Genomic DNA, 20,411 nt, shown 5'->3' on the forward strand with positions numbered 1-20,411 from the left:
GGCGCCCGGGCCCGTCCGCCTCGCGTCGCGGGCCCGGGCGCCCGCCCCGTACGGCGGGCCGCCGCGCCCGGCACGTACGTCTTCGCACGTCACAGACCTCGTACGCCTGCCGGAGCATGTCTCCCGGGCCCCCGGCGAACGGGCTCTCGAATCGGCCGGGCAGTGACTCCGGCGCGCCCCGGCGCGTTGGCCGCGTATGACCACGCTGCATTCAACAGCCGGAACGGGTCGTCGGCGCCTCGCCGCACCCGCCGCCGAAGAATCGGTTCCGCAGCCGGGTGCGCACGCCCCGCAGCCGGGCGCCGCGACCGACCGGCAGCCGGTGCCGCACCCCACTCCGCACTCCGCACCCCCGCCCGCACCCGCACCCGCACCCGCACCTCAGCCTGTGGCGCGGCCGGTGACCGGCGACCGCACCTACGCCGGCGCCCCCGACCGGCCGCTGCCCCGTTCGACCGGGACCTCGGGCATGAGCTCGCCCGCCGATCCACCGATCTACAGCGCACTGCTGCGGCACTGGGAGAGCACCGGCCGGACCCTGCCGGGCCGCCGCGACCCGGAGTGGAACCAGGCCGCGGCGCCGCCCGTCCGGTCCGACCGGCCGCTGCGGTTCAGCGGGTCTCAGGACCCGCGAGGTGGCGCGCGATGACCATGCGCTGGATCTGATTGGTGCCCTCCACGATCTGGAGCACCTTCGCCTCGCGCATCAGCCGCTCGACCGGGAAGTCGAGCGTGTAGCCGTATCCGCCGAGGACCTGGACGGCGTCGGTGGTGACCCGCATGGCCGCGTCCGTGCAGAACAGCTTCGCCATGGCCGCCTGCCGCGAGAAGGGCTGCCCCGCGTCGCGCAGCCGTGCCGCCTCCAGGTAGAGCGCCCGGCCCGCCTCGATCTGGGTGGCCATGTCGGCGAGCATGAACCGCAGCCCCTGGAAGTCCGCGATGGGGCGGCCGAACTGCCGCCGGTCGGTGGCGTACCGGACAGCCTCGTCCAGGGCGGCCTGGGCAACCCCGATCGCGCAGGCCGCGATGCCGAGGCGGCCGGAGTCGAGTGCGGACAGGGCGATGGCGAAGCCCTGGCCCTCCTCGCCGATGCGGCGGTCGTCGCCGACCCGTACGCCGTCGAAGTTGAGCTGGGCGGTGGGCGAGCCCTTCATGCCCATCTTCTTCTCGGGGAGGGCCGCGTTCAGGCCTTCCGCGTCGCCGGGGACGAGGAAGGCCGTGATGCCACGGGGGCCGTCGACGCCGGTCCGGGCCAGCACGGTACAGAAGTCGGCGACGCCGCCGTGCGTGATCCAGGCCTTGGTCCCGGTGATGACCCAGTCGTTCCCGTCCCGTACCGCCCTGGTGCGCAGGGATGCGGCGTCGGAGCCGGAGGCGGGCTCGGAGAGGCAGTACGCCCCGAGCAGGCCGCCGGAGAGCATGGCCGGGAGGTGCGCGGCGCGCTGCTCGTCGGTGCCGTATCCGGCGAGCGCGTGGCAGGAGAGGGAGTGGACGCTGACGCCGAGGCCCACCGTGAGCCGGGCGGCGGCCAGCTCCTCCAGGACCTGGAGGTAGACCTCGTAGGGCTGGTCGCCGCCGCCGAGGGCGGAGTCGTACGGAAGTCCGAGGAGTCCGGCCTCGGAGAGGAGGGTGAAGACCTCGCGCGGGAAGACGCCCGCTTCCTCTTCCTCGGCCGCCCGGGGAGCGATCTCCTTCGAAACGATGTCGCGGACGAGCGCGACGAGCTGCCGGGACTCCTCGGTGGGCAGACGGCGTTCCACCGGCTGCGGGGCACGGTCGGACATGACGGCGCTCTCCTCCCTGTCGGGCGTTGCGGCGGTCGCGCACTCGGGGTGGGAGAGGCGCCGCCGGGTGATCTCCCGGACGGACCCGGGAAAAGCAGACTGCTCAGCCGATCCTGCCCTCCCGGGTCACGGGGGGCGCGGGACAGCGGCTGTGGCGGGTTGAGTATGCCCGATCGGGTGCTTTCCGTCACGGGGTAACGGCCGGTCAACAGCTGGTCGGAGGGCTGGAGCGGCCGTTCGGTGATCGCCGGGTCGGCCCGGACCATTGACCCGACTGGTCTAGTCCTTCTACGGTTCCACCGAACGCATTGCCGCGTTCATGCCAACGGGCACCGTCGCCCGGAGTTCGACCCGCACCCCCACGCACCAGCCCTCCCCCACGAGGAGCCACAATGATCGGACCGAACCGTTCCCGCGCCCGGCTCCGGGCTCTCGCCGCGGCCGCCTGCACGGCGGCCCTCGGCGCCACCCTGCTCGGCACCGCGGGCATGTCCCCGGCCGGCGCCGCCCCCGCCGCACAGCCGGCCGCGGCCCCCGCCGCCGAGGCCGCCCCCACGGCGGCGGGCGACAAGGTGATCGGATACTTCACCAACTGGGGTGTCTACGACCGCGATTACCACGTCAAGGACATCGAGACGTCGGGTTCGGCCGACAGGCTCACCCACATCAACTACGCCTTCGGCAATGTCACCGGCGGCAAGTGCGTGATCGGCGACTCCTACGCCGACTACGAGAAGGCCTACACGGCCGAGGAGTCGGTCGACGGGGTCGCCGACACCTGGGACCAGGAACTGCGCGGCAACTTCAACCAGTTGCGCAAGCTCAAGGAGCGCCACCCCGGCCTGAAGGTCCTCTGGTCGTTCGGCGGCTGGAGCTGGTCGGGCGGGTTCGGTGAGGCCGCGCGGAACCCGGCCGCGTTCGCGGAATCCTGCTACGACCTGGTGGAGGACCCGCGGTGGGCCGATGTCTTCGACGGCATCGACATCGACTGGGAGTACCCCAACGCCTGCGGCCTCACCTGCGACACCAGCGGCCGCGACGCGTACGGCGAACTGCTGGGCGAGCTCCGCAAGGCCTTCGGGGACAACAACCTGATCACCTCGGCCATCACCGCGGACGGCTCCGACGGCGGCAAGATCGACGCGGTGGACTACGCGGGGGCGGCCAGGCACCTCGACTGGTACCTGCCGATGACGTACGACTTCTTCGGCGCGTTCGCGGCCCAGGGGCCGACGGCCCCGCACTCCCCGCTCACCTCCTACCCGGGCATCCCGACGGAGGGCTTCAACTCCGACGCCGCGATCTCCAAGCTGAAGGCCCTCGGCATCCCGTCCGAGAAGCTGCTGCTGGGCATCGGCTTCTACGGCCGGGGCTGGTCCGGCGTCACGCGGTCCGAGCCGGGCGGCAGCGCGACGGGGGCGGCGCCGGGCACGTACGAGGCGGGCATCGAGGACTACAAGGTCCTCAAGAGCACCTGCCCCGCCACGGGCACGGTCGCCGGTACGGCCTACGCCCACTGCGGCAGCAACTGGTGGAGCTACGACACCCCGGAGACCATCGGCACCAAGATGAACTACAAGGACGAGCAGGGCCTGGGAGGCACCTTCTTCTGGGAGCTGAGCGGTGACACGGCGAACGGCGAGCTGATCAAGGCCATCGACTAGCCGTCACGGGCTGCGGAGCGGAGCGGGCGGGGTGCCGGGCGGGCGCCCCGCCCGTTTCCGTACGCGCCCCGCCCTCTCCCGTACGCGCCTCACCGTTTCCGTACGCGCCTCACTGTCTCCGTACCTGCCCCGCCCGTTTGCGTACGTGCTGCCAGGCTTCCCGTGCGCACCCCCGCTCCAGGCGCTACAGCAGGCCGAGCTGGGTGACGAGCATCGCGAAGACGACCACGAACGCCCAGCCCGCGAGGTGCTCCAGCAGCTTCGAGCCGTCGTCGGGGCCACCGGTGCGGGCGCGACGGGCGTGGTGAACGGTGGCTGCTGCTGCGGTGGTCGCGGTCATGGCGTCTCGCTGTTCGTCCGGCTTCGACTGGGGGTCCCCGTAATCCGGTTCAGACTGCCAGGGGGCCGGGCTGACCGGAACGAGATCCCGGTCACGGCAGGGCGGCCGCCGACGGCGGGGGATCTTCCCGCTCCCCCGGTACGAAGCGGAATATCGATCTCCGGGACGGTCGCGGGGAGGGCTCGGGAGCGGGGTTCGCTGTGGGCGACGCCACACCGCTCCCGGGGCTCAAGGGGCGTCCGCGCCCCAGACGAAGGCCTCGGTGCTCGGGCCGTGCTCGGAGAACCGGCCCGCTGGGGAGGGGTCCGCGAGGAGCCGCCGGAGGTCCGCCTCGAAGGCGTCGAGGCGGCCGGGGCCCCGGAATCCTGCCGCGGCCGGCACCGCCGCCTCGCCGCCGCGCGTGCCGTGCGGAAGGACGCCGCGACCTGCCCGCTCTCGGGGGGGGGCGCAGACGGCGAAATGCCGGTGAGCACCGCTCCGATGATCGCCAGACTGGGTCCCATGAATGAATCAGACCCCAAGGACATTCTCCGCTTCTATCTGCAGAACGCCCGTGACGCCCTCCTGTGGAAGCTCGACGGGCTCCCGGAATACGACATCCGCCGCCCCCTCACACCGACCGGCACCAATCTGCTGGGGCTCGTCAAGCACGTGGCGAGCGTGGAGCTGGGCTACCTCGGCGACACCTTCGGACGGCCGTCCGGCGAGGCGCTGCCCTGGGTGGCGGAGGGCGCGGAGGCGAACGCGGACATGTGGGCGACCGCCGACGAGCCGCGCGAGGAGATCGTGGGCCTCTACCGCCGGGCGTGGGCGCACGCGGACGCGACGATCGACGCGCTGCCGCTGGACACGGTCGGCACGGTGCCGTGGTGGCCGAAGGGCCGGGACGACGTGACGTTGCACCATGCCGCGGTGCGCGTGATCGCCGATACGCACCGGCACGCCGGGCACGCGGACATCCTCCGGGAGCTCATGGACGGCGCCGTGGGGATGAACCAGGGCAACGACAGCATGCCGCCGGGCGGCACGGCGTACTGGACGGGGCACCGGGACCGGCTGGAGCGTGCGGCCCGGGACGCCGGGGAGAAGTACGGGGGCTGAGCCACCGGCCCGGGGCGGGGGCGGGGACGGGTGATCCTCCGGCTCCGGGTGGGGACTGAAGCGGGCGGGAGGAGGAGCGGGGTGGATCGGGCTCGCGGCCGGAGTGGCCGGACATGCATACCCAGCGCCTGAATTCGCGCGGGAGTGCTTTGGCCATGCGGCCGACTACCGCCCATGGGAAGGAGACCGTAGCGCGGGACCCGGGGTCGGGCTCCTCGACTGCGCTGGCTACCTTGTGTCCATGCGTGCACGGGGCGGCTGGCCGACGCGAGCGGCCAGGGGCCTGCTCTGCGCTTCGGCCTGCCTGCTGCTCGGCGCCGTCAGCCATGTCGCGGCGGGCGGGCAGCTTCCCGGCACGGGAGTGCTCACTCTCCTGTTCCTCGCCCTGACCGTGCAGGGGGCCCTGCTCTTCGGGGGGCGGCGGCGCCGCTTCGACGTCGTGACACTGGTGCTGGGCGGAACGCAGTTCGGCCTGCACAACGCGTTCCACTTCCTCGCCGCACCGCAGCCGGTCACCCACGGACACCACTTGGCCGGGGCGTCCGGCGGCCACGCCATGCACGCGGACTCCGGGCATGCCATGGACGGGGGCTCCGGGCATGTCATGGACACCGGGATGACCCTGGCGCACGCGGCGGCCACGCTCGGAACCGCCCTCTGCGTGATCCACGGGGAGCGGGTGCTGCGACGCCTCGCGGCTCTGCTCGCCCCTCTCCTCGCCCTCCGGCCCGCTCCACCGCTCCCCTGCCTCCCCCGGCTGCGCCGGGTGCCGCCGGTGGTCACGCGGATCCGGTTCGGGGCGCTCCTCGCCCGCTCCCGGCACCGGCGCGGCCCGCCGTCGGCGGCCCTGGCCTGACAGCCGCCCCACTCAGCCGCGGACGCCGGATACGACCGGCGTCCATGAGGCATGCCTGCGGGGCTGTCCGGTCGCGCGTCCGCCATCGCCCGCCCTTCGAGGAGCATCCATGTCTCGCAGAACCGACGAACTACCGCAGAACGACCATGATCCCACCGACGCCGCCCCGGACGGGCGGGCGACGGACGAACCGACGACGGACGGACCGCCCGCGGCGGGGCCTTCGCCCGACGCACCGGCACCCGGCGGGCCGGACCGCCCCGCGAAAACCGAGTCCGGGCAGCCCCGGTCCGCCCGCTCCTGGGAAGCCGTACGCCACCTCCTGGTGCGCCTGCACTTCTACGCCGGTGTGCTCGTCGCACCTTTCCTGCTGGTGGCCGCGCTGACCGGGCTGGCCTACACCTTCACGCCCCAGCTCGACCAGCTCGTCTACGGCGATCAGCTGCGGGTCGAGAAGGTCGGGGACGAGCCGCTCCCGCTGGCGGAGCAGATAGCCGCCGCGCGGGCCGCGTACCCCGAGGGCACCACGGCGTCGGTGATCACCCCGCCGGACCCCGAGGACACCACCCGGGTGGTGCTCTCCGTCCCGGAGCTGGACGACAAGCAGCGCACGGTGTTCGTGGACCCGTACACCGCCGAGGTCCGGGGCGAGCTGACGACCTGGTCCGGGTCGACGCCGCTGACCACGTGGCTCGACGACCTCCACCGCAATCTCCACCTCGGCGACACGGGGCGCCTGTACTCCGAAGTCGCCGCGAGCTGGCTGTGGGTGGCCGTCGCGGGCGGCCTGGTGCTGTGGCTCGGGCGCAGCCGCGGGCGGCGCGCGAGGTCGGCCCGGGGCGTGCTGCTTCCGGACCGTGCGGCCCGGGGGGTGCGCCGGACCCGCAGCCGGCACGCGGCCGCCGGGGTGTGGCTGGCGCTCGGGCTGCTGTTCCTCAGCGCCACCGGCCTCACCTGGTCGAACTACGCCGGTGAGCGGTTCGGACGACTCCTGGACGCGGCGAACGGCAACGCCCCGGCCCTCGACACCGCGCTCCCGGGTGCCGAGGCCCCCGCCGAGGACCACTCGGAGCACGCCGAGCACGGCGGTTCCGGCCAAGCGAAGGCCGACGCCTACCCGGCCGACTTCGAGGCGGCCCTCGCGGCGGCCCGGGACGCGGGCCTCGGCGGCACCGTGGTGATCACTCCTCCGGCGGACGCGGCGAGCGCGTGGGTCGTGGCGCAGAACGACAACGTCTGGCCGGTGCACTACGACCGGGTCGCCGTGGACACGAGCAGCGGCGAGATCACCTCGCGCACCCGCTGGGCAGACCACCCGGTCCTGAACAAGCTCAGCAAGCTCGGAGTCCAGGGGCACATGGGCGTGCTGTTCGGCGTGGTCAACCAGATCGTGCTGGCCGCCGTCGCGATCGGCCTGACCGCGGTGATCGTCTGGGGCTACCGCATGTGGTGGCAGCGGCGTCCCACCCGGGCCGACCGTCCGGCGCTCGCCGGGAAGGCCCCGGAGCGCGGGGCGTGGCGGCGGCTTCCGCTGCCGGTCCTGATCCTGGGCATCCCGGCCGTGGCCGCCCTGGGCTGGGCGCTCCCGGTCCTGGGAGTGACCCTGGCCGGGTTCCTCGTGGTCGACGTGGTGGCGGGGGCGCTGCGCCGGCGGCGTAGCGCCTGAGGCCCTGGCGGGGGCCGTCCGGCCGGCGGGGCCGCCGGACGGCCCCTGGGGGGGATGTCCGGGCGCCCCCTGGACAGTCCCAGGAGGGACGCCTGGACGTCCAGGCGGGGTGTAGCTCCGGACGTCTAACCGGGGCGCAGTAGCGACGTCTCAGCCGGGGCGATGTCCGGCCGCAGCACATCCGCCCCGCCCGGCCGGAACAGTGCGATCTCGCCGTGGGCCAGGGACGCCGCCAGCCGTCCGGCCTCCGGCCCGAGGACCGGGGTGACGGCGTCGGCGTAGGAGGCGCCCAACACCAGTACCGCGTCCGGCTGTTGCCAGTGAGCGGAGCGGGCGGGCGCCCTCCTGACGACGTGCACGACGGTCGTCCAGGCCCCTTGGCCCACCGCTCTCCCCGGCGGCTTGGGCAGATCCGTCACCAGGGCCTGGGGCCCCGTGCCGGAGCCGGGAGCCGCGCCGGGGCGCGGGGGCCAGGCGCCCGCGTCGTCGGTGACCGTCAGCCGCGTCCCGCAGGCCGCCCCGAGCGGCGTCCACAGCGACGGGCCCCGGGTCAGCGCCGTCACCGCGGCCCCGGTGGCGACGAGTCGGCAGGCCAGCAGCCGGCCGAACAGCGACTCGCCGAGCACACCGATCCGGGTGCCGGCCGGCCCGTACGGTGCGAGCGTGACCGGCGCGCCCGTCCGGCCGGTGCCGAGGTGGATACCGGTGGGCACCGGGAACAGCGCGAAGTCCGCGCTCCGGCCCGCGGACCCGGCCGACCCGCCCGGACCGGGGCTGACCGGAAGGGCCGTCAGGTCCGGGCGGACGGGGGTGGCCGGGCGTGCCCGGGTCGTCCGTCGGAGGTTCATCGGGCTCCCGTCGTCAGGGGGCGGCGGCGGTCGACCTCCGGGGCGAAGCCGGTGGCGGCCTCCAGCGGCCGGGCGGGGCGGGCCAGCGGCAGTGTCGCCACCAGCCCCGCGGGTTGTGCTCCGGTGAGCGGAAGCGCCGCGCCGCCGGAGACGAGCCGGTCGCGGCCCTCGGCGGCGCGCTGGGCCGCGCCGCTCACCAGCCGTACGGCGGCCCGGGTCTCGGTGCCCCGGGCTGTCCGGGCGACCGTCACGGCGGCCACGGTGCGGTCCATTCCGGTGCCCGTCAGCGCGGCGAGCAGCCGGTTCCAGTCCTCGGGGCCCTCCAGCCGGGCGGCGAGCGCGCAGTGGGTGCGGTGCGCGCCCGCCCAGCTGTCCGGCAGGGCCCGCCCCTCGCCATCCGCGTCACCGGCCTCCCGCAGCAACTCCCGTACCTGCTCGGCGTCCAGCGGCCGGGCGGGGACGCCGAGCCTCTCCAGCCGGGCGGCCAGCCGTGCCGTCGCGGCGGCCAGTGCCGTTCGGGCGCCGGCCGCGCCGCCGCCCCGGGCCTCGGCCACCTCGGGGGCGTCCCAGGGCTCGTAGCGCACGACGAGGTACGACCGCACCGCCACGGGCCTTGCAAGGGCCGGAAGCTGGCGGTAGGCCATGGTCGGCTCGAAGCGCTGGTGGAAGTCCCAGCTCGGCAGGCCGAACTGCTCCACCAGCAGCTGGACGGCCGCCGGGCGGGCGGCGTCCCGCGTCATCCAGTCCTCCAGGAAGCCGACGGCGGCCGACGGCAGGACGCCGGTGGGCAGGCCGAGGACGGCGGCATGGCCCCTGCCGTCGGCGAGGACGCCAACGGCCCGGCCGTTGCGGTCGCCGACCTCGGCCACCTCCAGCGGCGGCAGCAGCGTCGCGGCCAGGCCGAGTGCGGCGTCCGGCGTCCGGCGCCCGTCCCCGGCGAGCGCTCCGCGCCACAGCCGGTCCAGCAGCCGTGCGTCCAGCCACTGGCCACGGCGGCGCAGCAGGGCGAGGACGCCTGCCGCCGTCCCCGCCCCGGCGAGCGTCCAGCCGGTGGGGCCGCCGAACGCGACGCCGGTGAGGAGGGCGGCCACGGCCGCCTGGAGTGTGACGGCGCGCGCCCGTCCGAACGCTCCGGTGATCGGCTTCCTCATGCGTCGTCCCCCTGTTCGCCCTTGCCCTGCTCCTCGTTGCGGCCCTTCTTCGCGTCTTGGTCGGCGGCTTCCTCCGCCGGGGCCTTCGACGCGCCGCCCTCGCCCCGGTGCTCGACGGCCGCCGCGCGCGGATCGAGCACCGGCCCGCGCGGCAGCAGGTCGACGAACGGGGCGGGCAGGGCGGGCGCCTCGTCCGGGGTGAACCGCAGCCGTTCGACCGCCTCCGCCGTGGCGAAGGGATAGGCGGTTCCCGCGTCGGTGACCAGGGTGTACGTACCGCCCGCGCCGGCCGACGCGGTGGACCGGACGACCGCGCCCCGGCCCGGCCGGACGTAGACGCCGCTCACCGCACCGAGCCCGGTGCCGTCGGCGGGGGAAACGGCGGCGAGGCCCTTCGGCTCGGGGAGCGTGGCGGGCAGATGGACGACGGCCTCCCAGGCGGCGTTGCCGGGGGCGGAGCCGGCGGGCGTGCTCACGCACAGCGGGCGGCCCCGGTCCAGCCGGTCGGCCTTGGGCAGCCGTTCGGGCCAGGCCGGGTCGCCGGGCGCGGCGGCCGTGGAGCGGGGGGCCTTCACCGCCTGCACCGGGGTGAGCGTGTGCTCGGTCACGTCGGTGGCGCGCAGCAGTGCGTAGACGAGTTCGGAGACGGCGACCAGGCCGTCCGTACGCACGGTGTAGAACTGCGGGTTGACGCCGTCGAGGTCGCTGTGGACGACATCCCCGACCGCCGCGTCCACCGGGAGCCGGGCCGTCGTCGCACCGCCGTTCGCGGTCTTCGGCAGGATGATCGCCGGGGCCTCGGGGACGGTGGCCAGGAGGGCGTCGGGCAGGGGCACCCGCGCCGTGCGCTGGAGGCCCAGCGTGGCCGCGACGCCTTCGGAGAGCCGGTAGCGGCGGCCCTCGGCGAGCAGCCACAGCCCGCCGCCGGGCGCCTCCACGAGCACGGTGGCGGAGCGGGCGGCGGACAGGTCGCGGGCCGGGGCCGCCTGCGCGACGGAGACGTACACGTGGGTCCGCGCCTCGCCCTCGGTGTCGGTGGCGGGAACCGTGCACACCGTCCAGGGGTCCTTGGCGAGGTCCCCCCGCTCCGGCAGCGCGTCGGGCGCGGCGGGGATGCCGACGGGCAGCCCCCGGGGTGCCTTGTCCAGGGCCGCCCGCCGGACCTCGGTGACCTTGCCGCCGCCCACGAGCAGAGCCGACGTGAGGTTCAGGGCGGGGTGCACGGTCCCTTCGCTGACGACGTACCGGTCGCCGCTGCCGCTGACGACCACGGCCCCGTTCTGCGGCAGCGACGGGCCCCGGCCGCCGCCGAGCCACCCGGCGATACCGAATCCGGCCATGATGAGGATGCCCACGGCGACTCCCCCGGCCAGCGAACGGTTGAGCCGCCGCCGGGGGTCGCGCAGCGCCTCGTCGGCCCCCCGGAAGAGGCCGGTCGCCTGACGTTTGTTCTCGTAGGCGTGGGCTTCGGCGAATTCACGTGTCGTGGCCATGGCGGTCCTTACGGAGATCCTTCACGATCGAGGGTGTGCGGGGGTGCGTACGGTCGTCCGGCCCGGGCCCGGCTCGGGTCGTCGCACCGGCGGAACGAGCTGCTCCGTGGTGCTCGGGGGCGGCGGCACCCGGCCCGCACGCCCCGATGGACCGGCGCTCCCCTCCCTCGCCGGGCCCGCCCGCCAGCCGCGTGCGGCGGCCCGGCGCAGCACGGGCGCGCCCAGCAGGGCGAGGACGACGGCGAACAGGAGCCCGCCGCTCCAGGCCAGGGCGGTGACCGAACGGGACGTCAGCCCGGGCTCGTTCGCGGGAAGCGCCTGCACCGGGATGGCCCCGTTCAGCGCCGGGTCCCGGCCCGCGTCGCCGGTGCCCAGGTGGGTCAGCGCGGCGAACGGGTCGACGAGCCCCGCCCCCGTACGCGGGTCCCCGCCGCCGACGCCGACCGGGGCGGCCGACGCGGTGAGCCGGTCCGCCGTCTCCCGTGCCGTGAGGCCGGGGAAGCGGGCGCGGACGAGTGCGGCGGCCCCGGCGACCTGCGGGGCGGCGAAGCTCGTACCGCTGACCTGCTGGTATCCCGATCCGCCGGAGGCCGGGACGATCTCGTTCTCGCCGTAGGCCGCGATGTCGACCCAGCTTCCCTGGTTGGACTGCTCCATGGGTTCACCCGCCGCGTCCACCGCGCCGACCGCGAGCACACCGTCGTAGGCGGCCGGGTACATGGGCGCGTCGGTGGTCCCCTCGTTGCCCGCCGCGGCGACCACGACGACGTCGGCGGCCACCGCTCTCGCGATGGCCCTGCGGACCGGGGCGCGGTCCACGGGCAGGGCGAAGGACAGGTTGAGCACGCGGGCTCCGGCGGCCACGGCCTCGTCGATCCCGGCGGCCAGCGTGTTCGCCGTCGTCCGGTCCACGCCGTCCACCATCCGTACGGGGTGGATGCGGGCGCCCGGCGCCACCCCGCTGATCCGGGGTTCGCCGGCCCGGGAGGCGGCGATGATCCCGGCGACCCCGGTGCCGTGGCCCTCGCAGTCCAGGTGCGGGGCGCGCGGGACCTGGCGGCGGAACTCCTCGGCCGAGCGCACGGTGACCAGCTCCGCGCCCGCGCCGACGGCACCCGCCAGCTCGGGATGGCGGCCGTCGACCCCGGAGTCGACGACGGCGACCGTGACTCCGGTGCCGTCGGCGAGGTCCCAGGCCTGGGCGAGGCCCAGCCGGTCGGCGAGGGTGCGGCCCGTGGGGGTGTCCGGCAGCGGGGCGCCCGCCTTCGGGGGCCGGGAGCACGACGTGTCCACGGGCTTCGGCGCGGCCACGGCCTGCCCGTCGAGGCCCCACGGGCCGGGGACGGCCAGGAGCAGCAGGGCGAGCGCCCCGAGTGCCCTGGCGGCCCCGGCCGTGCGCAGCCTCATGCGCGCAGCTCCAGGAGCGCCGTGTAGACGTTCCACACGGCGAGTACAAGAGGCACGACGGCGAGCAGCAGGAGCGTCTCGATGCTGTCCAGTGCGCGGGCGAGCCGGGGGTTGAGGCCGCGACGGCCGCTGAACACGGCTACGGCACAGGCGACCACGGCGACGACGAAGCACAGCGGGAGCAGGACGGCCAGCAGGGGCACCGGGCCGCCCGCGAACCGCAGCACCACGCAGACCACCGCGCCGCACAGAACGGCCAGGCCTGCCGCGACGGCGGCGCCGACCTGGGCGGTGGCCCGGAAGAGGCGGGACCGCAGCAGGGCCAGGAGCCCGAGCGTCCCGGCGAGGGCCGAGGGCCACAGCCCGCCGGAGGCCAGCAGGACCAGTGCACCGCCCCCGGTGACGAGGCAGGCCCCGGCCAGCAGCCCCGACAGCAGGCGACGGGCGGCCGCAACCCGCTTCGCCAGCGCCTCGTGCTCCGGCGGCTCGGGCAGGTCCTCCAGCTCCTCCGCCGTGGCGGCGAGCCGGGGGCCCGGCAGGTGGGCCAGGCGCAGCGCCAGCGGGGGCAGCAGCGGGGTCACGGCGAGGGCGAGCGCGGCGGTGACCGAGGCGGCCCGCACCGGGCCGGTGGACCAGACGAGGGCTATGAGGGCTCCGGGCGCGGCCAGCACCCCCGCCGTGACGAGTGCGGCGAACGTGCCGTCTCCGCCGCCCACCAGCAGCGGGCAGCCCGCGCCGAGCACCGCCACGACGGCGCAGACGAGCAGCAGATGGCCCGCGCCGAAGCCGCCGCCCAGCAGGACGACGGCGCCCACGGCCGCGAACGGCGCGGCCAGCACCGCCGCGTAGGTACCGGCCGTGACATCCGCGAAAGCACGCGAGACGAGTGCGGCGAGGCCCAGCGTGAGGGCGGCCGCGACCAGGGCGAGCACGCCCGCGAGCACGCCCGGTGTCACGGCGAGCGCGGCGGCTCCGCCGAGAGCCGCCGCCGTACCGAAGGCCGCCGCCCCACGGCGTACGCCGGTGGCGGACCACGGCGCCCGGGCGCCGCCCTCCGCGATGACCTCGACGACGTCGTCGTACAGGGGGCCCGTGGTGTCCTCGGTGCCGTGCGCGAGGAAGAGCAGGTCGCCCTCGTGGACGTTCTGCGCGGACAGCGGGCGTGCGGCGTCGAGGCGGGTGCCGTCGTCCCGCCGCAGGACCCAGCCGCCGTGCTCCACGCCGCCGTCGGGGCCGATCTCCTCGCCCGCGTGACGTACGAGCGAGGGCATCAGCCGGGCCAGGGGGACGCCGAAGGGCACGGCGAGGTCGGCGCGACCGCGCGGCCCGGCGAGGGCGACCCGGCAGAAGCCGCCCGCGCCCCGCTCGGGCGCCCCGCCCTCGGCCCCGCCGACGGCGTGCGCGGGCGCGGTACCCGGCTGCGCGGGCGCGACAGACGCGGGCCCGGAAGCCGCAGGTCCCGGATGTACGGGCCCCGAGCGTGCGGGCCCGGTGCCGGGCGGGCCGGGGACGGGCGTCGGTGCCACTGCCGGTGACGGTGACGGGCGTCGCGGGGCAGCGGTGTGCTGGGGGCCGCCCGCGCCGGGGTTGGTTGCTGTGTTCATCGTTGCGTGTCCCCTTCGGGGGAGGACGGGAGCGGGGCGGTGAGGTTCGGGGTGTCCAGCCGGGTGAGCTGGACGGGGGTAGTGCCGAGCCTGCGGTGCAGCAACAGGCCCCGGCCCTTCTTGCGTTTGGCCGAACGGTGGCCCCAGATGGCCGGTTCGTCCTTGGGGATGCTCATCAGCACTCCGGGCACGTTGAGTTCACGGGCGCGGCTGATCACGGGGTCGCCGCTGCCCCGGGCGCCCCCGCCCGCCTGCCGTGCGGCGTACAGGTGCAGCCCGACGGCGCGGGCCTGGGGCAGGAAGTCCACCAGGGGGCGCAGGGGGTTGCCCGCGGAGGTGGCCACGAGGTCGTAGTCGTCGACGATCAGATAGATCTCCGGGCCCGTCCACCAGGAGCGGGAGCGCAGTTCCTCGGGCGTCACCCCGGGACCGGGCAGCCGCTTCCGGAAGCCCTCGACGAGCCCGGTGACGATGTCCACGGACATCTCGTGCGTCGTGGAGTACCCGAGCAGGCTCGGCCCGTCGAACTCACTCAGCATCGTCATCCGGTAGTCGAACACGACGAGCTTGGCCTGCTCCGGGGTCCAGGTGTCGACGACCTGCCGGGCCACCGAGCGCAGCAGGCCGGTCTTCCCGGTCTCGCTGTCGCCGATCGCGATGAGGCCGTTGTCCTCACCGGGCCGGAAGACGACGGGCTCCAGCCGCGTGCCCTCGACGCCGATGACCACCCCCGCGGCCGACGATCCCGTTGCGGCCGGGCGCCCGGTGTAGGGGTAGGAGTCGGGCAGCATACGCACCCGGGGCGCGGGCGGGCCGTTCCACGCCTGGGCGACGCGGCGCACCAGGTCGGCGACGCCTTCGGCCAGTTCCTCGTCTCCGTGGCGGCCGTCCAGCCGGGGGACGGCGGCCAGGAAGTGCAGCTTGTCGGTGGTCAGCCCGCGGCCCGGGCGGTCGGCGGGGACGGCGCGCTGGAGCTTGCGGTCGACCTCCGAGTCCAGCGCGTCGCCCAGCTTCAGCTCGACCTTGGTGCCGATGAGGTCCCGCATGCCGAGGCGCAGGTCCATCCAGCGGTTGCCGGTCACCACGAGGTGGATGCCGAAGGTCAGCATCCGTCCGGCGACGCCCATCAGCGTCGTCTCCAGGTCGGGGAAGTGCTGCCGGAGCACCTGCCAGCCGTCGATGACGAGGAAGACGTCACCGAACGCGTCGTCGGCCCGGCCCTCGGCGCGCAGTCTGCGGTAGTCGGCCATGGCGTCCACGCCCAGTTCCCGGAAGCGCAGTTCGCGCTGTTCGAGGACCTCCAGCACCTCCGCGACCGTTCGGTTGACCGCCTCGGGGTCCAGTCGGCTCGCGACTCCGCCGATGTGCGGCAGGCCGCCGAGGGCAAAGAGGGTGCCGGAGAAGTCCAGGCAGAAGAACTGCGCCTCGACGGGGGTGTGGCGCAGGGCGAGCGAGGCGATGAGGCTGCGCACGACCGTGGACTTGCCGCTGCGGGGTCCGCCGACGACGGCGACGTGCCCGCCCGCGCCCGACAGGTCCAGCGCGTACGGTTCTCGGCGCTGGTGGTAGGGCTTGTCGACGGTGCCGATGACGGCCTCCATGACCGGCCTGCCGGGTGCCGTGCCCAGTCCCCGGCCCTCGCGGACGGCCAGGTCCGGGCAGAGGGCGTCCAGACTGTCGGGCTCGTCCAGCGGCGGCTGCCACACCTGGTGGGCCTGGGGGCCGCGGCCCACCATCTGCTCGGTCATCACCGCGAGCACGGTCGTCGACAGATCCTCCTCCTGCCCGAACTCGTCGTCCGCCAGGACCGGTTCGGGGGCGGCGGGCTCCCGCAGCTCCGCGGGCACGGGCAGATGTCCGGCGGGGAAGGGCCGGACGTCCACCGGGCCGCCCAGGACGAGCGGGCTGCCCTCGCCCGCCGTGCGGTAGGCGCCGGAGACGTAGGCGGCCCGGAACCGCTTGAGGCTCGTCATGTCGGTCCGCAGATAGCCGTGGCCCGGGGCGCTCGGCAGGTGGTGGGCGTCGGTGACGCCGATCGCGGCGCGGCTCTCCTGCTCGGAGAAGGTACGCAGACCGATCCGGTACGACAGATGCGCCTCCAGGCCGCGCAGCCGCCCCTCGTCCAACCGCTGCGAGGCGAGCAGGAGATGGAGTCCGAGCGACCGGCCGAGCCGGCCGATCTGCACGAACAGTTCGGCGAAATCCGGTTTCTGGGCGAGGAGTTCGGAGAACTCGTCGACGACGATGAACAGGCTGGGCAGGGGCGGAAGATCGGCTCCCCGCTGACGGGCCCGTTCGTAGTCGCGCACGGAAACCAGGTTTCCGGCGTCCCGCAGGACCTCCTGGCGCCGGTTCATCTCCCCCGCCATGACCTCCTGCATGCGGTCGACGAGGGTGAGGTCGTCCTCCAGGTTGGTGATGACGGCGGCCACATGCGGCAGCTCGGCCATCCCGGCGAAGGTAGCGCCGCCCTTGAAGTCGACCAGGACCAGGTTGAGCTGATCGGGCGAGTGGGTGGCCGCCATGGCGAGGACGAGGGTGCGCAGCAGCTCGGACTTGCCGGAACCGGTGGCGCCGACGAGGAGCCCGTGCGGCCCCATGCCGTTCTGCGCCGACTCCTTGATGTCCAGGTCGAGGACGCCCCCGTCGGCGGCCAGGCCGATGGGAACCCGCAGCCGGTCCCGCAGGGGCCGCGGCCGCCACAGCTCGGCCAGGTCGAGCCGGCCCGCGTCCCGTACGCCGATGAGGCCGGGCAGGGTGGTGTCGGCGGTGTCCAGGTCCTCGGTCTGTACGGTCTTGGCGTCCAGCCGGAACCCGGCGAGCTGCTGGGCCAGCGCCTCGGCCTCGGCGACGGAGAGCGCGTCCGCCGCGCCGAGTTCGTCGTACGCCTCACCGCTGCGCACCCGCAGGACGCCGTCCGCGGTCGTCAGGGCCAGTCCGTGGGCGTCCCCGAGCGGTGCGGCCCGCCCTGAGAGGTCCAGGACGGTGGTGCCGTGCAGGCCGTCCGGGTCGATCAGGGCCTCCGCCCCCAGGGCCAGTCCGCCGTCGAGCACGACGAGCAGGTGCGGCAGCTCCGGGTCGGGTTCGGCGTCGCGATGGAAGCGGGTGCGTCGGGCGAGTTCGGCGCCCAGCAGGTCCTCAAGACCGGCCAGCGAGGTGTGCACGAGCCGCACCGGCCCGGCGTGGTCCACGTCCTCCGGGTGGTGGGCGTGCGGCAGCCACTTGACCCAGCTCCAGTCCGCGCCCTCCGGGTCCGCGGTGCACACCAGGACCCGCAGGTCGCGCGGGGCGTGGAAGGTGACGGCCTGCGCGACGACGGCCCGCGCCAGGGCCCGGGCCTCCTCGGCCTCGCCCTCCAGGGACAGACAGGCGAAGCGGCGCAGCGCCAGTTGCACCGGCAGCTCCGGTACGACGGAGTGCGTGTTGACGAACCGCTTGAGCGCGACGGCCGCGACCGGGTCCAGGTCCTCGACCGGGGCGGACTCACCGGGCACGAGCGGGGTGGCCAGATAGCGGGCGCCGGTACCGATCCGGACGACCCCGAAGTCCTCGTCCCCCGCGCGCCGCTCCCACAGCCGTCGCCCTGCCACGATCCCCCACAGCGTGCCGGGGGCGGGAGCGCCCCACAGCAGAGCCGTGCGCTGGGCCAGCGCGGTGCGCCGCACCTCGGACCGGGTCCGCTCCAGATAGCGGAGGTAGTCCCGCCGCTGGTTCTGCGCCTGTCCCTTGGTCTGGCCGCGCTGCCGCATGAGCGAGCCGACGACCATGGCCACGGAGGAGACGAGGAACATCGTGCCGACGATGTACCCGATCGGCCCGCGCCCCATGGTCAGCATGTAGAGGACGGACCCGAGCCCGGACAGCGCGGGCAGGGCGGTGAGCCAGACGTTGTTGTTCTGGTCGGGCTGCGGGAGTTGCGGCGGCGCCTTGAGGACGACGTCGCCGGACGGCAGGCTGGGCTGCTGGGCGCGGGCGGGGCGGCGGAAGGCGGCGGTGGGGCCGGGGGTGGTGGTCATGGGTCAGGACGTCCCGGAGGCCCGGCGGTTGGACGAGTACGCCTCGCCGAGTTTCCCGGCGGAATCGGTGTAGGTCGCCTCGACGGTGTCGAGGACGTCCTGGAGATCCGAGTGGTCGATGTCCACCATGGCCGGGTTCCCTTCGCCGTCGGCCTCGTCGATGGACCGGCCGTCGTAGTAGTCGGCCAGTTCCTCGGAGCCGTACCCGGCTCCGATGGCCGCTTCGGCCACCGTCCTGCGCAGCGACCAGTCGCCGACGACGGCGCTGTCGTAGTTCAGGTCGGCCGCGAGCGCGGGGGCCTCGGGGTTGTTCTGGGCCAGCGATCCGGCGGCGCCCACCCCTGCGGCGGCGAGACCCCAACTGGTGGTCGCGGCACCCCCGGTGGCCACGGCGGCACCCACGCCGGTGATCGCCGTCGCCGCCGCGAGCCTCTGCTTCGCGCGCTGCTCGGCCGCCTTGTCCTCGTCGTCCTGGACGTCCACGACGATCTGGTCGTACGCACCGGCGACGGCACCGTCCAGGGCACCGAGGTCGCCGAGGATCCGTTGACGGTCGGACTCGCTCGACCCCTCGCCGAAGGCGTCCGCCGCCCGTACGGTGTAGTAGGTCTCCAGGCCCGTCTCCCACTGGTTGAGCACACTCTGTTCCGACTTGCCGAGGTACATGAAGAGTTCGTGCCGGTGGTCGGCGCTGAGCCGGAACTGGTTCCCCTCCTCGTCGAAGTAGCTGTAGGTCAGGGAGTTGTCGCCGTTCTGGCGGCCCGACACCTCGGTGAGGTAGTCGAGGTAGCCGAGCGACACGTCCTTGACGGCGGCCTGCATGTCCGCGGTGGCCGCCCCGTAGGGATTGCCCTCCAGGTCCGCCAGCGACGACAGGGTGTCCTGCCCCCGGGCGATGGAGTCGAGCAGGTTGAAGGCGGCACGCCGCTGGTCGCCCCTGGGGTCCTCGCCCTCGGCGGGCAGGGTCGCGGAGCGGATGAGGTCGCCCGCCGCGCCGGGGTCCTCCCAGCTGGCGCTCAGCATCCACTCGCGGAAGTAGTCGTCGTTGATGAGGGTCGCGGAGGCCACATCGTTCAGGGCCACCGAGCGCAGGGCCGCGCTCGCACCCGACATCTCCAGGTCCCCGGCCCCTGCCTGGCTGCTGACCAGGTCGACCCCGTTCTCGGCCCACAGGGCGGCGTACGCCAGGTCCTGACTGAAGCCGGTGCCCGCCCGTGCCGTGGCGTTCCCCATCAGGTCGCCGAAGCCGTCGAAGAGCCGGTAGTGCTCGATCTGCTCCTCGAACGGCCTGTTCACGATGTCGTCCGGATCCCGGACCATGGCGGCGATCGGCTCGGGAAGCCGGTCGAAGTGCGACGGCTGGTGGGTGTCGAGGCCGCCGACCTCGGGGTTGGTCATGACGTTGATGCCGTTGGCGGCGGCGCGCTGAGCCGTCCGGATGGCCTCGGCCGCGGCGGGGCCGTCGCGGTTCGGATCGGACTCCAGCTCGCCGAGCGCCGCCAGCCCCTCCGAACCCAGGGAGTCGTAGAAGCCGGTCAGGTAGGCGAGCTGCTCCTCCGTGAGCTGCTCGGGGTCGACGGCCATCTCGCCGTTCTCGTCCAGGACGCCGCCCATGGCGTCCTCCAGGCCCTGGGTGTAACGGGACACGGCGGCCGGATCGGGGTTCTCCCTCTCCAGCTCCAGCGCGAGCTGCTCCCCCTCGTACTCCGCCCTGCCCTCCGAGTACCACAGGTCCAGCGGTGTGCTGCCGGTGTCGTAGCCGTCCTCGGCCAACCGGTCCTCGCGGTTGCTCAGGAAGCCGTAGTAGTCGTCGAGTTCGTCCGTCATCCGGTCGTACACGTCGGCGCCGTACTTCCCGGCCCGATCGGTGTAGGCGTTCTCGATGATGGAGCGGACGTTGGCGCGGGGGAAGGCCTCCACCTCGCTGGTGTGGCTCTCGCCGTGCCCGGACCACGAGTAGCGGGATTCGGGGTCCAGGCTGTTCAGGTCGTCCTCAAGGGACTCGATCTCCTCGTTCGCCTGCCCCGCGTACCACTCCCGCCAGTACTCAAGACCCATCTCCCCGACGATGGAGTCGTCCACGTACGTGCGGGTGGCCTCCATCTCCTCCTTGATCTCGCCGAGAGTGGTGGAGACAACGCGCAGCCCGGCCTCGCCGAGGTCGTCGTAGGTCTGCTCCAGGTGGGCTGCGCCGTCCTCGTAGATGGCGTTGGAGCCCCGGGTGCCCGCCCGTTGCTCCAGGTCGGAGGCGTACTGGGACACCGAGCCGGTCTCGGCGGCCTCCTCGGCGCCGTTCTTGAAGATCGACGCGAGGGCGTCGACCGCCTCGGGGTCCGTGTCCTTCTTGAAATCCGTCCGCAGCTTGTAGGGGTCGCAGCCCGCCGCCTCGACGAGCATGGCGCGGGTGATGGTGAATCCAGACACGGCTTTTCCTGAGCGTGGGAGGAGAGTGGGAAGAGGAGGCGTGGGGGCCGGGGTCGG

General features: G+C 74.4%; 15 protein-coding genes. 5 read left to right on the forward strand and 10 right to left on the reverse strand.

The genetic code is table 11. The annotated features are described in order from the left end of the window. Positions 1–196: 196 nt before the first annotated feature. Entirely contained in the window at positions 197–649 is a 453-nt protein-coding gene (locus RI138_RS03465) for a hypothetical protein (RefSeq protein ID WP_311118721.1), read from the forward strand. On the opposite strand, the gene RI138_RS03470 is transcribed toward RI138_RS03465, so the two are convergent. Continuing rightward, on the reverse strand, positions 612–1,784 hold the full coding sequence (locus RI138_RS03470; RefSeq protein ID WP_096632405.1) for an acyl-CoA dehydrogenase family protein: 1,173 nt from the start codon (positions 1,782–1,784) through the stop codon (positions 612–614). The genes RI138_RS03465 and RI138_RS03470 overlap by 38 nt on opposite strands. 392 nt (positions 1,785–2,176) lie before the next feature. Here RI138_RS03470 and RI138_RS03475 point away from each other — a divergent pair, with 392 nt between their 5' ends. After that, positions 2,177–3,448: a glycoside hydrolase family 18 protein gene (locus RI138_RS03475; RefSeq protein ID WP_311118722.1), complete on the forward strand. Its 1,272-nt coding sequence runs from the start codon at positions 2,177–2,179 to the stop codon at positions 3,446–3,448. 184 nt (positions 3,449–3,632) lie between these two features. Here the strand turns inward: RI138_RS03475 and RI138_RS03480 are convergent, their stop codons facing one another. Together RI138_RS03480 and RI138_RS03485 are read right to left on the reverse strand one after the other, a co-directional pair. Further along, a complete protein-coding gene (locus RI138_RS03480) occupies positions 3,633–3,788 on the reverse strand; it encodes an SCO1431 family membrane protein (protein ID WP_107471004.1) in 156 nt (51 codons plus the stop codon). 228 nt (positions 3,789–4,016) lie between these two features. Beyond that, entirely contained in the window at positions 4,017–4,169 is a 153-nt protein-coding gene (locus tag RI138_RS03485) for a hypothetical protein (protein ID WP_398862272.1), read from the reverse strand. Positions 4,170–4,289: 120 nt separating this feature from the next. Here RI138_RS03485 and RI138_RS03490 point away from each other — a divergent pair, with 120 nt between their 5' ends. The 3 genes from RI138_RS03490 (at position 4,290) to RI138_RS03500 (ending at position 7,411) form a co-directional block, all read left to right on the forward strand. Continuing rightward, complete coding sequence (locus tag RI138_RS03490) at positions 4,290–4,889, forward strand: DinB family protein (protein ID WP_096632986.1); 600 nt, start codon at positions 4,290–4,292, stop codon at positions 4,887–4,889. A 361-nt stretch (positions 4,890–5,250) separates the two neighbouring features. After that, complete coding sequence (locus tag RI138_RS03495) at positions 5,251–5,745, forward strand: hypothetical protein (RefSeq protein ID WP_311122798.1); 495 nt, start codon at positions 5,251–5,253, stop codon at positions 5,743–5,745. Positions 5,746–5,854: 109 nt separating this feature from the next. Next, positions 5,855–7,411, forward strand: a complete 1,557-nt coding sequence (locus RI138_RS03500) for a PepSY-associated TM helix domain-containing protein (RefSeq protein ID WP_311118723.1) — start codon at positions 5,855–5,857, stop codon at positions 7,409–7,411. A gap of 125 nt (positions 7,412–7,536) precedes the next feature. Here RI138_RS03500 and RI138_RS03505 read toward each other — a convergent pair whose 3' ends face one another. The 7 genes from RI138_RS03505 to RI138_RS03535 form a co-directional block, all read right to left on the reverse strand. Beyond that, positions 7,537–8,259 (reverse strand): hypothetical protein, encoded by a 723-nt coding sequence (locus tag RI138_RS03505; protein ID WP_311118724.1) that lies wholly within the window; start codon positions 8,257–8,259, stop codon positions 7,537–7,539. Next, positions 8,256–9,410: a type VII secretion protein EccE gene (locus tag RI138_RS03510; protein ID WP_311118725.1), complete on the reverse strand. Its 1,155-nt coding sequence runs from the start codon at positions 9,408–9,410 to the stop codon at positions 8,256–8,258. The genes RI138_RS03505 and RI138_RS03510 overlap by 4 nt, the downstream gene beginning before the upstream one ends. After that, positions 9,407–10,903, reverse strand: a complete 1,497-nt coding sequence (gene eccB / locus RI138_RS03515; RefSeq protein ID WP_311118726.1) for a type VII secretion protein EccB — start codon at positions 10,901–10,903, stop codon at positions 9,407–9,409. Before eccB ends, RI138_RS03510 begins: the two co-directional genes overlap by 4 nt. Before the next feature lie 21 nt (positions 10,904–10,924). Next, the gene (locus tag RI138_RS03520) at positions 10,925–12,310 is read right to left on the reverse strand and encodes a S8 family serine peptidase (protein ID WP_311118727.1); all 1,386 of its coding nucleotides are present in this window, start codon (positions 12,308–12,310) and stop codon (positions 10,925–10,927) included. After that, positions 12,307–13,836 carry a type VII secretion integral membrane protein EccD gene (gene eccD, locus RI138_RS03525; protein WP_311118728.1) on the reverse strand — a complete coding sequence of 510 codons (1,530 nt, stop codon included), beginning with the start codon at positions 13,834–13,836 and terminating at the stop codon, positions 12,307–12,309. Before eccD ends, RI138_RS03520 begins: the two co-directional genes overlap by 4 nt. Before the next feature lie 74 nt (positions 13,837–13,910). After that, a complete protein-coding gene (eccCa, locus tag RI138_RS03530) occupies positions 13,911–17,930 on the reverse strand; it encodes a type VII secretion protein EccCa (RefSeq protein WP_311118729.1) in 4,020 nt (1,339 codons plus the stop codon). A gap of 3 nt (positions 17,931–17,933) precedes the next feature. After that, positions 17,934–20,354, reverse strand: a complete 2,421-nt coding sequence (locus RI138_RS03535) for a TPR repeat region-containing protein (RefSeq protein WP_311118730.1) — start codon at positions 20,352–20,354, stop codon at positions 17,934–17,936. Positions 20,355–20,411 lie beyond the last annotated feature (57 nt).

Source organism: Streptomyces durocortorensis (genome assembly GCF_031760065.1).
Lineage (GTDB): Bacteria > Actinomycetota > Actinomycetes > Streptomycetales > Streptomycetaceae > Streptomyces.

What these genes read in the sequence shown, in the direction of transcription:
- RI138_RS03465 (WP_311118721.1), top strand. Translation starts at nt 197, where the DNA reads ATGACCACGCTGCATTCAACAGCCGGAACGGGTCGTCGGCGCCTCGCC.
- RI138_RS03470 (WP_096632405.1), bottom strand. Translation starts at nt 1,784, where the DNA reads ATGTCCGACCGTGCCCCGCAGCCGGTGGAACGCCGTCTGCCCACCGAG.
- RI138_RS03475 (WP_311118722.1), top strand. Translation starts at nt 2,177, where the DNA reads ATGATCGGACCGAACCGTTCCCGCGCCCGGCTCCGGGCTCTCGCCGCG.
- RI138_RS03480 (WP_107471004.1), bottom strand. Translation starts at nt 3,788, where the DNA reads ATGACCGCGACCACCGCAGCAGCAGCCACCGTTCACCACGCCCGTCGC.
- RI138_RS03490 (WP_096632986.1), top strand. Translation starts at nt 4,290, where the DNA reads ATGAATGAATCAGACCCCAAGGACATTCTCCGCTTCTATCTGCAGAAC.
- RI138_RS03500 (WP_311118723.1), top strand. Translation starts at nt 5,855, where the DNA reads ATGTCTCGCAGAACCGACGAACTACCGCAGAACGACCATGATCCCACC.
- RI138_RS03505 (WP_311118724.1), bottom strand. Translation starts at nt 8,259, where the DNA reads ATGAACCTCCGACGGACGACCCGGGCACGCCCGGCCACCCCCGTCCGC.
- RI138_RS03510 (WP_311118725.1), bottom strand. Translation starts at nt 9,410, where the DNA reads ATGAGGAAGCCGATCACCGGAGCGTTCGGACGGGCGCGCGCCGTCACA.
- eccB (WP_311118726.1), bottom strand. Translation starts at nt 10,903, where the DNA reads ATGGCCACGACACGTGAATTCGCCGAAGCCCACGCCTACGAGAACAAA.
- RI138_RS03520 (WP_311118727.1), bottom strand. Translation starts at nt 12,310, where the DNA reads ATGAGGCTGCGCACGGCCGGGGCCGCCAGGGCACTCGGGGCGCTCGCC.
- eccCa (WP_311118729.1), bottom strand. Translation starts at nt 17,930, where the DNA reads ATGACCACCACCCCCGGCCCCACCGCCGCCTTCCGCCGCCCCGCCCGC.